We start from the raw sequence: 12,448 nt of genomic DNA, 5'->3' as shown, positions 1-12,448 counted from the left end.
ACGGAGAACCGGTCGAAAAAGCTCTCCGTACATGATTTTTCGGTCACTTTTCGTCCAATGACGCTGTAGGTGCCTGGAAAATTGCAACTTGCCGCGGCTGCACGACAAGTTGATCGGAGCATCCCTAAGGTCTTGAATATCCGGATGGTTCGCACGGAGTCGCTGATGAGATCAGAGAGAGTTCCCATATCCTTATCGGGGATTTCCTGTTTTTTGAGCGATCAATCACACTTTGATATCGGCTGACTCACACAAAAGCTTTAAATGGAGGATGAAAAAACATGGCGGACTCCACCCCCTTCGTGCTCGGCGCCAACCTTGATGGACAGCCGGTCGCTCAGGCCCTGCGCCTGACCAACCGCCATGGCCTGATCGCCGGTGCCACCGGCACCGGCAAGACCGTAACCCTGCAGCGCCTGGCGGAAGTGTTCAGCGATGCCGGCGTGGCGGTGTTCGCCGCCGATGTGAAAGGCGACCTCTGTGGTCTTGGCGCGGCGGGCAATCCCCGGGGCAAGGTAGCCGAGCGGATTGCCGGGATGCCCTGGCTGAATCATCGGCCCCAGGCGTATCCGGTGACCTTGTGGGATATCCACGGGCAATCCGGTCATCCATTGCGCACCACCCTGAGTGAAATGGGCCCTCTGTTGCTGGGTAACCTGCTGGAGCTGAACGACAGCCAGCAGGCGGCGCTGTATGCCGCGTTCAAGGTGGCCGATCGCGAGGGCCTGCTGCTCCTGGACATCAAGGACCTCAAGGCCTTGCTCGGGCATCTCAAGGACAACCCCCAGGTGCTCGGCGAGGATGCCGCGCTGATGACCAGCGGTTCCAGCCAGGCCCTGTTGCGGCGCCTGGCGACCCTGGAGCAGCAGGGCGCGGAGGCGCTGTTCGGCGAGCCGGCGTTGCAACTGGAAGACCTGTTACAGCCGGGGGCGGACGGGCGCGGACGTATTCACCTGCTCGATGCCAGCCGTTTGATCCACGAGTCGCCCAAGGTCTATGCCACCTTCCTTTTATGGTTGCTGGCGGAGTTGTTCGAACAGTTGCCGGAGCGCGGTGACGCGGACAAGCCGTTGCTGGCGCTGTTTTTCGACGAGGCGCACCTGCTGTTCAACGGCACGCCCAAGGCGTTGCAGGACCGGCTGGAGCAGGTGGTGCGGCTGATTCGTTCCAAGGGTGTGGGCGTGTATTTCGTGACGCAGTCGCCCGGTGACCTGCCGGATGACGTGCTGGCCCAGTTGGGCTTGCGGGTCCAGCACGGTCTGCGGGCGTTCACCGCCAAGGAACAGAAGGCCTTGCGTGCGGTGGCGGACGGGTTCCGGCCCAACCCGGCGTTCGACACCCTGGCGGTGCTGACCGAGTTGGGCATTGGCGAGGCGCTGGTGGGTACCTTGCAGGACAAGGGGACGCCGGAAATGGTCCAGCGCGTGCTGATCGCCCCGCCGCAGTCGCGGATCGGACCGTTGAGCGAGGCGGAGCGGGCGGCGCTGGTATCCGGATCGCCACTGGCCGGGCGCTATGACAAGCCGATCGACCGTGAGTCGGCCTATGAAATCCTCATGGCGCGCAAGGGCGAGACGCCGGTAGCGGCGGGCAAGGCGGAGAAGGACGAGGACAGTCTGGCGGGCAAGGCCGGGGACTTCCTGCAGAGCGCGGCGGGGCAGGCGATCAAGTCGGCGGTGCGGCAGGCGGCCAATCAGTTTGGGCGGCAGTTGGTCAGGGGATTGATGGGGTCTTTGCTGGGTGGCAAGCGGAAGTGATGTGTTGTTCTTGAGGGCCCTATCGCTGGCAAGCCAGCTCCCACAGGGACCGCATGCACCGCAGGACCTGTGGGAGCTGGCTTGCCAGCGATGAGGCCCTCAAGAGCAATAAAAAAGGCGCCTGGAGAGGCGCCTTCTTCTAATCAGCCAACAAACCGCGTCGACAACCAGAACAACCCGGCCGCCAGGCCCATCGACGCCGGCAGGGTCAGGACCCAGGCGAGCAGGATGGTGCGCACGGTGCCGCCTTGCAGGCCGCTGCGGTTGGCGACCATGGTCCCGGCCACGCCGGACGACAGGACGTGAGTGGTCGAGACCGGCAGGCTGAAGATGTTGGCCATGCCGATGGCGCACGCCGCAGTGATCTGCGCCGACATGCCCTGGGCATAGGTCATGCCCTGCTTGCCGATCTTCTCGCCGATGGTCAAGACCACACGCTTCCAGCCAACCATGGTGCCCAGGCCCAGGGCCAGGGCGACCGCCAGGATTACCCAGAACGGTGCGTATTCAGTGGTTGCAGTCAGGTCCTTACGCAGCTTGTCCAGGTCGGACTTCTCGCGGGCTTCCAGGCCCGGCAGCTTGCCGACTTTCTTCGCGGTGTCGTCCAGGCAGAGCAGGTAACGACGCACTTCAACGCGGGTTTCCGGGCTCAGCGAGTGGTAGTCGGCTACGCCGGCCAGGGATTTCTGCAGCGCGGCGATGGTCGGCTCGGTCTGGTGCGGGTTGCAGCTGAACTGCTCCGGCAGGTCGCCCTTGGCCGCCTTGCCCAGGGCCAGGAACTCGCCCAGGGTCTCGTGGTTGCGCTCGTAGAACTGGCTCAGGTGCAGGGTCGCGTCGCGGGTCCGCTCGATCTGGTAGGTGGTACTGCTCAGGTCGAGGACGAACTGCTGCGGAACGATGCCGATCAGCACCAGCATGATCAGGCCGATACCTTTCTGGCCGTCGTTGGAACCGTGCACGAAGCTCACGCCCATCGCCGACATGACCAGCACCAGGCGGTTCCAGAACGGCGGGTGCTTCTTGTCGTCGAGCATGCGCCGCTGTTCCGGGGTCTTGTGCATCTTCGACAGCGGACGCCACCACTTCAGGCCCAGCAATACCAGGGCGGCCACCAGGAACCCGGCCATCGGCGAGAGGACCAGGGACATGCCGATATCGATCGCCTTCTGCCAGTTCACCCCGTCACCCAGGGGAATGTCATTGAGCAGGGCGTTGGCCAGGCCGACACCGAGGATCGAACCGATCAGGGTGTGCGAGCTGGAGGCCGGGATACCGAAGTACCAGGTGCCCAGGTTCCAGGCGATGGCCGCCGCCAGCAGCGAGAAGACCATGGCCAGGCCGTGCCCGGTGTTGACGTTGATCAGCAGCTCCACCGGCAACAGGTGGACGATGGCGTAGGCGACACCGACGCCGCCCAGCAGGACCCCGAGGAAGTTGAAGACACCCGAGGCGAACACCGCCAGTTGCGGGGGCATGGCTTTCGTATAGATGACTGTCGCTACCGCGTTCGCGGTGTCATGAAAGCCATTGATGAACTCGAAGGCGAGTACGAAGGTCAAGGCGAGAAGGAGGCTCACCAGTACCCACGCATCAAGTCCGCTGAATAATTCGATCATGAAGGTTTTCTGACCCGGTCATAAGGGGGCGCGATTATGCCAGAAATCCCCCGTAATCAATGCACTGGCTGCTGACCGGTGGAGCCCTTGGAAACGGCCTGGGTTCACTCGCCCGGACAGGCGGTGTGGAAGAAAATGCAGGGAAAACCCACAAGAATGTGGATATCTGATGACAAAAACATGAATTGTTGATGTCGGAAAAAATTCAAACAAACGTATGAAATTTGTCAGAAACCATTACGGTTTCATCTTCAATGGGTAATGGCGCAGCCGGGTACCTGCGTGGACAGGTACCGTGGCGGTCCGGATCAGGGTGTCGCGAGAGGGTCAAGGCTCCTCGGTCTTCTCGTCCTTTTCCTGTTCCATCTTGCGCAGTTCTTCGGCGAAGACCTGGTCCATCACCGTGGCTCGCTTGCGCCAGGGTTTGCGTTCCGGTTCCGGTTGCGCCGCATACGTGGTGACTTCACCACCATAGACTTCCTTGAAGCGTTGTTCCTGGCGCTCGAGTTCTGCGCGCAGTTCGTCTTTCGTCACAGTGCTACCTGTCGATCAAAGTTACGCTGGCTTTCGCGAAGGCGTTAGTGCGGAGTTGCGTAACGCGCACGCGGCTACGGTGGCCAGAGTTGATAAAGGCTGTCGCAGCAACAGACTTTCGTCTTGTGCAGGTGCAGGGTTGCGCCTGGCACGGGGATTCGGCAAGTCAGACAGGGAATCCGGATTGATGGGGCCCGGGCGGGCGGCATCAGTGCTTGAGTATAGCAAGCGTCGTGAAGATGGATACGTCCAATTACGCCGTGCGAGAACTAGGACAATAAAAGAAGGGAGTTTGTTTCCTTCTTTTTCCGCGAATCAATATATGTACGCAAGAGTGGCTTGTTTTATGTCTTGAAAGAAAAACGGCCTCGCTGGTGGGCGAGGCCGTACCCGGGACTTCTACGGTGGGTACCTGACCAGTCTCTCCAAGAAGCCACAAGGGCGGAGGAAAGGTATAAGCAATTGTGGTCATTGGTCAATTGCGATTATCGGTCGTTGGTTCGATAATCGCCCCCGTGAGTGTGTGACCGAGGTGAGTCATGAGTGATGAAGCAAGCCCCAAGGGAACTGGATTGAACGACAATGTGCGCAGCTCGTTTGCGTCTCTGGCGCCGCCGATCGTGGCGTCGCCGGCCAAGCGCATCCAGGCGTTTACCGGTGATCCGGATTTCATGACTTCCCTGGCCCGCGGCCTGGCGGTGGTGCAGGCGTTCCAGGAACGCAAGCGGCACCTGACCATCGCCCAGATCAGCCACCGGACCGAGATCCCCCGCGCTGCCGTGCGGCGCTGCCTGCATACCCTGATCAAGCTGGGCTACGCCACCACCGACGGGCGTACCTATTCGCTGTTGCCCAAGGTGCTGACCCTGGGCCATGCCTACCTGTCCTCGACGCCGCTGGCGGTGTCCGCGCAGCCGTACCTGGACCGCATGAGCGATCAGCTCCATGAGGCCTGCAACATGGCCACCCTGGAGGGCGACGACATCCTTTATATCGCTCGCTCGGCCACGGTGCAGCGGCTGATCTCGGTGGATCTGGCGGTAGGTGGGCGCTTGCCGGCCTATTGCACGTCCATGGGGCGCATTCTGCTGGCGGCGCTGGACGACGCCACGCTCCACGAATACCTGGAGCACGCCGACCTGCAGGCCAAGACCAGCCGTACCATCCACGACCCGCAGGCGCTGCTCGAATGCCTGCAGGTGGTGCGCCAGCAGGGCTGGTGCATCGTCGACCAGGAGCTGGAGCAGGGCCTGCGTTCCATCGCCGTGCCGGTGTACGACGCCTCGGGCCAGGTGCTTGCCGCGCTCAACGTCAGCACCCACGCCGGCCGGGTCAGCCGCAGCGAGCTGGAGCAGCGTTTCCTGCCGATCATGATCGCCGCCAGTCGCGACCTCAGCACCCAGTTGTTCGCCTGAATCCGTGCAAACCTGTTCGATAAACGCACACTGATGCGTTTATCGAATTGCGCGGTGTCACGGCCCTTATTAATGTCCCTCGCAAGGATCGCCTGACCGGTCCGTCAATAATAATGAGCGAGAGGCAAAGCCCAATGACCCGCACATCCTTCCATAGCCGTCCTGGCTAGATCTTCCGTTTCCGCTTTACTAGATCGTCTTTGCCCAGGCACGCGCGTGCCTGCTCGCCTACATTTCCGGATAACAATAATGAACAGCCCGCACGCTGCCATCGGAACACCCCTGGACGTCCAGTCCTTTATCAATGCCCAGCCACTGTCCCGCTATCAATGGCGGGTGGTGATCCTCTGTTTCCTGATCGTTTTCCTCGATGGCCTGGACACTGCCGCCATGGGCTTTATCGCCCCGGCGCTGTCCCAGGACTGGGGCATCGACCGTGCCAGCCTCGGTCCGGTGATGAGTGCCGCGCTGATCGGCATGGTCTTCGGTGCCCTGGGTTCCGGCCCGCTGGCTGACCGTTTCGGACGCAAGGTGGTGCTGGTTGGCGCGGTCGTGCTGTTCGGCGGCTTCAGCCTGGCATCGGCCTACAGCACCAATGTCGATCAACTGCTGGTGCTGCGTTTCCTTACCGGCCTGGGTCTTGGCGCCGGCATGCCCAACGCCACCACGCTGCTTTCCGAATACACGCCTGAGCGCCTGAAGTCGCTGCTGGTGACCAGCATGTTCTGCGGCTTCAACCTGGGCATGGCCGGCGGTGGTTTCATCTCCGCCAAGCTGATCCCGGCCTACGGCTGGCACAGCCTGCTGCTGATCGGTGGCCTGCTGCCGCTGGTGCTGGCGGTGGTGCTGCTGTTCTGGCTGCCGGAGTCGGCGCGTTTCCTGGTGGTGCGCAACCGCAGCGTCGACAAGATCCGCAAGACCCTGGCGCCGATCGAACCGAACATCGTTGCCCAGGCCAGCAGCTTCACTGTGCCGGAGCAGAAAACCGTGAAGAGCCGCAACGTGCTGGCGGTGATCTTCTCCGGGACCTACAGCGTCGGCACCCTGCTGCTGTGGCTGACCTACTTCATGGGCCTGGTGATCGTCTACCTGCTGACCAGCTGGCTGCCGACCCTGATGCGTGACAGTGGCGCGAGCATGGAGCAGGCCGCCTTCATCGGCGCGTTGTTCCAGTTCGGTGGCGTGCTCAGCGCCGTGGGCGTGGGCTGGGCCATGGACCGCTTCAATCCGCACAAGGTCATTGGCACCTTCTACCTGCTGGCCGGGGTGTTCGCCTACGCGGTAGGGCAGAGCCTGGGCAATATCACCCTGCTGGCAACCCTGGTGCTGATCGCCGGGATGTGCGTGAACGGCGCGCAATCGGCGATGCCGTCGCTGGCGGCGCGGTTCTATCCGACCCAAGGGCGCGCGACCGGGGTGTCGTGGATGCTCGGGATCGGGCGTTTCGGTGCCATCCTCGGTGCCTGGATGGGTGCGACCCTGCTGGGCCTGGGCTGGAACTTCGAGCAGGTGCTGACGGCGCTGGTGATTCCGGCTGGGTTGGCGACCGTGGCAGTGATCATCAAGGGTGTGGTCAGCCATGCGGATGCGACCTGATCGCTGATCTTTATTGCCCTTGAGGGCCCTATCGCTGGCAAGCCAGCTCCCACAGGTTACGCGATCCCTGTGGGAGCTGGCTTGCCAGCGATAGGGCCCTCAAGCCCATCACAACAATCCGTTCGATAATCGAACTCTATGCCGATTATCGGATTGAACCGCCCCGACCCCCGCCGTACTCTCAACTCCATACCGCCCCGCCCACAGCGCCGGACCTCAGGAGAACCTTTGATGCGTGATGTATTTATCTGCGACGCCATTCGTACCCCCATCGGCCGCTTTGGCGGTGGCCTGGCCGGCGTGCGTGCCGACGACCTGGCGGCCGTCCCGCTCAAGGCGCTGATCGAACGCAACCCGACCGTGCAATGGGACCAGCTCGACGAAGTCTTCCTCGGCTGCGCCAACCAGGCCGGTGAAGACAACCGCAACGTCGCGCGCATGGCCCTGCTCCTGGCCGGCCTGCCGGAAAGCGTGCCGGGCGTGACCCTCAACCGTCTCTGCGCCTCGGGCATGGACGCTGTGGGCACCGCCTTCCGTGCCATCGCCAGCGGCGAGATGGAGCTGGCGATCGCCGGCGGCGTCGAGTCCATGTCCCGTGCCCCCTTCGTCATGGGCAAGGCCGACAGCGCCTACTCGCGCAACATGAAACTGGAAGACACCACCATCGGCTGGCGCTTCGTCAACCCGTTGATGAAGGCGCAATACGGTGTGGACGCCATGCCGCAGACCGCCGATAACGTCGCCGACGACCATAACGTCTCCCGCGCCGACCAGGACGCCTTCGCCCTGCGCAGCCAGCAGCGCACCGCCGCAGCCCAGGCTGCCGGCTTCTTCGCCGAAGAAATCGTGCCGGTACGCATCGCCCACAAGAAGGGCGAGACCATCGTCGAGCAGGACGAGCATCCGCGCGCCGACACCACCCTGGAAGTCCTGACCAAGCTGAAACCGGTCAACGGCCCGGACAAGACCGTCACCGCCGGCAACGCCTCGGGCGTCAACGACGGTGCCGCAGCGATGATCCTCGCGTCCGCCGAAGCGGTGAAGAAACACGGCCTGACCCCACGCGCCCGCGTCCTGGGCATGGCCAGCGCCGGTGTGGCGCCACGGGTGATGGGCATCGGCCCGGTCCCGGCGGTGCTGAAACTCACCGAGCGCCTGGGGCTCGCGGTCAGCGATTTCGACGTGATCGAGCTCAACGAAGCCTTCGCCAGCCAGGGCCTGGCCGTGCTGCGCGGCCTGGGTCTGGCCGATGACGCGCCGCAGGTCAACCCGAACGGCGGCGCCATCGCCCTCGGCCACCCGCTGGGCATGAGCGGCGCGCGTCTGATCCTGACCGCCCTGCACCAACTGGAGAAATCCGGTGGCCGCAAAGGCCTGGCGACCATGTGCGTCGGCGTCGGCCAAGGCCTGGCCCTGGCCATCGAGCGCGTGTAAAACCAACTGACCCCGGATGGGCGGCCTCCACGCAAGGCCAAACGTCCGGGGTGATTGTCTTGCGGAACGAGGGTGTTACCAAGTGTGTCTAGACTCAGTTAGACCCTCCAGGAGTATGCAGTCATGACCTCAAGCTATTACACCGGCGAAGAACGCAGCAAACGCATCTTCGCCATCGTCGGGGCTTCCTCGGGCAACCTGGTCGAATGGTTCGACTTCTACGTCTATGCCTTCTGCGCCATCTACTTTGCCCCCGCGTTCTTCCCGTCCGACGACCCTACGGTGCAATTGCTCAATACCGCCGGCGTGTTCGCCGCGGGCTTTTTGATGCGCCCGATCGGTGGCTGGCTGTTCGGCCGCATCGCCGACCGCCATGGCCGCAAGAATTCGATGATGATCTCGGTGCTGATGATGTGCGCCGGTTCCCTGGTGATTGCCTGCCTGCCGACCTACGCCAGCATCGGCGTGATGGCCCCGGCGCTATTGCTGGTGGCGCGCCTGTTCCAGGGCCTGTCGGTGGGCGGCGAATACGGCACCACCGCGACCTACATGAGTGAAGTGGCCCTGCGCGGCCAGCGCGGTTTCTTCGCCTCGTTCCAGTACGTGACCCTGATCGGCGGCCAGTTGCTGGCGGTGCTGGTGGTGGTGATCCTGCAACAACTGCTGACCGAGGACGAACTGCGCGCCTGGGGCTGGCGGATTCCGTTCGTGATCGGTGCGATCGCTGCGGTCATCTCGCTGCTGCTGCGTCGCTCGCTGGAAGAAACCAGCAGTGCCGAAACCCGTAACGACAAGGAGGCCGGCAGCATCAGCGGTCTGTTCCGCAACCACGCTGCCGCCTTCATCACCGTGCTCGGCTATACCGCCGGTGGCTCGCTGATCTTCTACACCTTCACCACCTACATGCAGAAATACCTGGTGAACACCGCCGGGATGAGCGCCAAGACCGCCAGCTTCATCATGACCGGCGCGCTGTTCCTGTACATGTGCATGCAGCCGCTGTTCGGCATGCTCTCGGACCGTATCGGCCGGCGTAATTCCATGCTGCTGTTCGGTGCCCTGGGCACGATCTTCACCGTACCGATCCTGATGGCGCTGAAGACCGTCACCAGTCCGTTCCTGGCCTTCGTGCTGATCACCCTGGCCCTGGCCATCGTCAGTTTCTACACCTCGATCAGCGGCCTGGTGAAAGCCGAGATGTTCCCGCCACAGGTGCGGGCGCTGGGTGTCGGCCTGGCCTATGCGGTGGCCAACGCGGTGTTCGGTGGCTCGGCGGAGTTCGTCGCCTTGAGCCTCAAGGCTGCGCATATTGAAAACGCGTTTTACTGGTACGTTACCGCGATGATGGCGATTGCCTTCCTGTTCAGCCTGCGCTTGCCGAAGCAGGCCGCGTATCTGCACCACGATCATTGACCCTCCGATGCGCCCCCGACCAAGGGGGCGCGTCTCGTTGAAGGACCTGACATGCAACCACGTCCGGGCAACCAGTTGTTCGATGCCTACTTCACCGCGCCTGACATGCGCGAGATTTTTTCCGACCGTGGCCGCGTCCAGGGCATGCTCGATTTCGAGGCCGCGCTGGCCCGTGCCGAAGCGGCAGTCGGGGTGATCCCGGCGGTGGTGGTGGCGCCGATCGAGCTGGCCTGCCAGGCCGAACGCTATGATTTCGCCGCCCTGGCCGAAGCCATCGGTACCGCCGGCAACTCGGCGATCCCGCTGGTCAAGGCGCTGGGCAAGGTGATCGCCAGCGGCGTGGCCGAAGCCGAGCGCTATGTGCACCTCGGCGCCACCAGCCAGGATGCGATGGACACCGGGCTGGTCCTGCAACTGCGCGACGCCCTGGCCCTGATCGAGGACGAACTGGCGCAACTGACCGACGTCCTCGCCAAACAGGCCAGCGCCCATGCCGACACCCCGCTGGCCGGGCGCACCTGGCTGCAGCATGCGACGCCGGTGACCCTGGGCATGAAGATCGCCGGCTGGCTCGGCGCCCTCGACCGCAGCCGCCAGCGCCTGAACGAACTCAAGCCACGCCTGCTGACCCTGCAGTTCGGCGGCGCTTCCGGCACCCTTGCGGCGCTGGGTGACAAGGCCCTGCCGATTGCCGAGGCCCTGGCCGATCAACTCAACCTCAGCCTGCCGGAACAACCCTGGCACACCCAGCGCGACCGCCTTGTCGAGTTCGCCGCAGTGCTCGGCCTGGTCGCCGGCAGCCTGGGCAAGATGGGCCGGGATATCAGCCTGCTGATGCAGACCGAAGCCGGCGAAGTCTTCGAGCCGTCGGCGCCGGGCAAGGGCGGTTCCTCGACCATGCCGCACAAGCGCAACCCGGTGGGTGCGGCGGTGCTGATCGGCGCCGCGACCCGCGTTCCCGGCCTGATCGCCACCCTGTATTCGGCGATGCCGCAGGAGCACGAGCGCAGCCTGGGGCTGTGGCATGCCGAATGGGAAACCCTGCCGGAGATCTGCTGCCTGGTGTCCGGTGCGCTGCGTCAGGCGCGGATCATCGCCGAGGGCCTGGAAGTGGATGCCGAGCGCATGCGCCGCAATCTCGACCTGACCCAGGGCCTGGTGCTGGCCGAGGCGGTGAGCATCGTCCTCGCCCAGCGCCTGGGCCGCGACCATGCGCACCATCTGCTGGAAGCCTGCTGCAAGCGCGCAGTGGCTGAACAACGTCATCTGCGTGCCGTGCTCGGCGACGATGCCCAGGTGTCCGCGGAACTCTCCGCCGAAGAACTCGACCGCCTGCTCGACCCGGCCAACTACCTTGGCCAGGCCAGGGCCTGGGTCGAGCGCGCGGTGGCCGAACATCAACGATTCAAAGCCTGAAGGAGGCTGCTGTGGGAAGCGTACAACTCGCCGATGGCGTACTGAATTACCAGCTCGAAGGTCCTGAAGGCGCACCGGTACTGGTGCTGTCCAACTCGCTGGGCACCAACCTGCACATGTGGGACACCCAGGTGCCGTCCTTTGCCGCGCACTTTCGCGTGCTGCGCTACGACACCCGTGGCCACGGCGATTCGCTGGTCAGCGAAGGCCCGTACAGCATCGAGCAACTGGGCCGCGACGTGCTTTCGCTGCTGGATGCCCTGGAGATCGACAAGGCGCATTTCTGCGGCCTGTCCATGGGCGGCCTGATCGGCCAGTGGCTGGGGATCAACGCCCCGGAGCGCCTGGAGCGTCTGGTGGTGTGCAACACCGCAGCGAAGATCGCTTCGCCGGAAGTGTGGAACCCGCGTATCGAAACCGTGCTGCGTGATCGTGAAGCGGCCATGGTCGGCCTGCGCGATGCCTCGATCGCCCGCTGGTTCACCCCGGCGTATTCCGAAGCCAATCCCGAGTCGGCCAAGCGCATCACCGACATGCTCGCCGCCACTTCGCCCGAGGGCTACGCCGCCAACTGCGCCGCCGTGCGTGATGCCGATTTCCGCGATCAACTGGGTGAAATCAAGGCGCCGCTGCTGGTGATCTCGGGCGCTGCCGATGCGGTCACGCCGCCGTCGGGCGGGCTGTTCATCCAGGAGCATGTGGCGGGCGCCGAGTACGCCGAGTTCCATGCTGCGCACCTGTCCAACGTCGAGGTGGGCGAGCCGTTCACCCGTCGTGTCGTCGATTTCCTGCTGGCCCGTTGAGGAGCTGTATCCGTGGATGAGAAACAACGTTACGACGCCGGCATGCAGGTTCGCCGTGCGGTGCTGGGCGATGCCCATGTCGACCGCAGCCTGAGCAACCTCACCGAGTTCAACAGCGAATTCCAGGAAATGATCACCCGCCATGCCTGGGGTGATATCTGGACCCGTCCGGGCCTGCCGCGGCACACCCGCAGCCTGATCACCATCGCCATGCTGATCGGCATGAACCGCAACGACGAGCTCAAGCTGCACCTGCGTGCTGCCGCCAACAACGGCGTAACGCGGGACGAGATCAAGGAAGTGCTGATGCAGAGCGCGATCTACTGCGGCATTCCGGCGGCCAATGCCACCTTCCACCTGGCTGAGTCGGTGTGGGATGAGCTTGGGGTCGAGTCCCGGGTTTGACCTCTCGGGCCTCATCGCTGGCAAGCCAGCTCCCACAGTGACCGCATGCACCGCCGGAC

General features: G+C 63.8%; 10 protein-coding genes. 8 read left to right on the top strand and 2 right to left on the bottom strand.

All coding sequences use genetic code 11. From position 1 onward, the window contains the following. Window positions 1-281: 281 nt before the first annotated feature. The gene (locus PSEMO_RS01620) at window positions 282-1,757 is read left to right on the top strand and encodes a helicase HerA-like domain-containing protein (protein ID WP_075801440.1); all 1,476 of its coding nucleotides are present in this window, start codon (window positions 282-284) and stop codon (window positions 1,755-1,757) included. Between the two features lie 143 nt (window positions 1,758-1,900). On the opposite strand, the gene PSEMO_RS01615 is transcribed toward PSEMO_RS01620, so the two are convergent. Together PSEMO_RS01615 and PSEMO_RS01610 are read right to left on the bottom strand one after the other, a co-directional pair. Continuing rightward, window positions 1,901-3,373 (bottom strand): inorganic phosphate transporter, encoded by a 1,473-nt coding sequence (locus tag PSEMO_RS01615; protein WP_075801439.1) that lies wholly within the window; start codon window positions 3,371-3,373, stop codon window positions 1,901-1,903. A gap of 327 nt (window positions 3,374-3,700) precedes the next feature. Beyond that, the gene (locus PSEMO_RS01610; RefSeq protein WP_075801438.1) at window positions 3,701-3,907 is read right to left on the bottom strand and encodes a hypothetical protein; all 207 of its coding nucleotides are present in this window, start codon (window positions 3,905-3,907) and stop codon (window positions 3,701-3,703) included. Window positions 3,908-4,446: 539 nt separating this feature from the next. Between PSEMO_RS01610 and pcaR the strand changes: the two genes are divergently transcribed. The 7 genes from pcaR to pcaC all read left to right on the top strand — a co-directional run bounded on the left by pcaR (window position 4,447) and on the right by pcaC (window position 12,389). Next, window positions 4,447-5,322 (top strand): pca regulon transcriptional regulator PcaR, encoded by an 876-nt coding sequence (pcaR, locus tag PSEMO_RS01605; protein ID WP_178391953.1) that lies wholly within the window; start codon window positions 4,447-4,449, stop codon window positions 5,320-5,322. A 249-nt stretch (window positions 5,323-5,571) separates the two neighbouring features. Then, window positions 5,572-6,918 carry an MFS transporter gene (locus tag PSEMO_RS01600; protein WP_075801436.1) on the top strand — a complete coding sequence of 449 codons (1,347 nt, stop codon included), beginning with the start codon at window positions 5,572-5,574 and terminating at the stop codon, window positions 6,916-6,918. A 228-nt stretch (window positions 6,919-7,146) separates the two neighbouring features. After that, a complete protein-coding gene (gene pcaF / locus PSEMO_RS01595; protein ID WP_178391952.1) occupies window positions 7,147-8,352 on the top strand; it encodes a 3-oxoadipyl-CoA thiolase in 1,206 nt (401 codons plus the stop codon). A gap of 123 nt (window positions 8,353-8,475) precedes the next feature. Then, window positions 8,476-9,765: an MFS family transporter gene (locus tag PSEMO_RS01590; RefSeq protein ID WP_075801434.1), complete on the top strand. Its 1,290-nt coding sequence runs from the start codon at window positions 8,476-8,478 to the stop codon at window positions 9,763-9,765. A 51-nt stretch (window positions 9,766-9,816) separates the two neighbouring features. After that, complete coding sequence (locus PSEMO_RS01585) at window positions 9,817-11,181, top strand: 3-carboxy-cis,cis-muconate cycloisomerase (RefSeq protein ID WP_075801433.1); 1,365 nt, start codon at window positions 9,817-9,819, stop codon at window positions 11,179-11,181. Between the two features lie 11 nt (window positions 11,182-11,192). After that, window positions 11,193-11,984, top strand: a complete 792-nt coding sequence (gene pcaD, locus PSEMO_RS01580) for a 3-oxoadipate enol-lactonase (protein ID WP_075801432.1) — start codon at window positions 11,193-11,195, stop codon at window positions 11,982-11,984. Window positions 11,985-11,996: 12 nt separating this feature from the next. Further along, window positions 11,997-12,389, top strand: coding sequence for a 4-carboxymuconolactone decarboxylase (gene pcaC, locus PSEMO_RS01575; protein WP_075801431.1), 393 nt, complete (start codon window positions 11,997-11,999; stop codon window positions 12,387-12,389). Window positions 12,390-12,448 lie beyond the last annotated feature (59 nt).

Source organism: Pseudomonas putida (assembly GCF_001941965.1).
GTDB classification, from domain to species: domain Bacteria; phylum Pseudomonadota; class Gammaproteobacteria; order Pseudomonadales; family Pseudomonadaceae; genus Aquipseudomonas; species Aquipseudomonas putida_L.
This window is presented reverse-complemented; position numbering and strand designations above follow the sequence as displayed.

What these genes read in the sequence shown, in the direction of transcription:
- pcaR (WP_178391953.1), top strand. Translation starts at nt 4,447, where the DNA reads ATGAGTGATGAAGCAAGCCCCAAGGGAACTGGATTGAACGACAATGTG.
- PSEMO_RS01585 (WP_075801433.1), top strand. Translation starts at nt 9,817, where the DNA reads ATGCAACCACGTCCGGGCAACCAGTTGTTCGATGCCTACTTCACCGCG.
- PSEMO_RS01620 (WP_075801440.1), top strand. Translation starts at nt 282, where the DNA reads ATGGCGGACTCCACCCCCTTCGTGCTCGGCGCCAACCTTGATGGACAG.
- PSEMO_RS01590 (WP_075801434.1), top strand. Translation starts at nt 8,476, where the DNA reads ATGACCTCAAGCTATTACACCGGCGAAGAACGCAGCAAACGCATCTTC.
- PSEMO_RS01600 (WP_075801436.1), top strand. Translation starts at nt 5,572, where the DNA reads ATGAACAGCCCGCACGCTGCCATCGGAACACCCCTGGACGTCCAGTCC.
- PSEMO_RS01615 (WP_075801439.1), bottom strand. Translation starts at nt 3,373, where the DNA reads ATGATCGAATTATTCAGCGGACTTGATGCGTGGGTACTGGTGAGCCTC.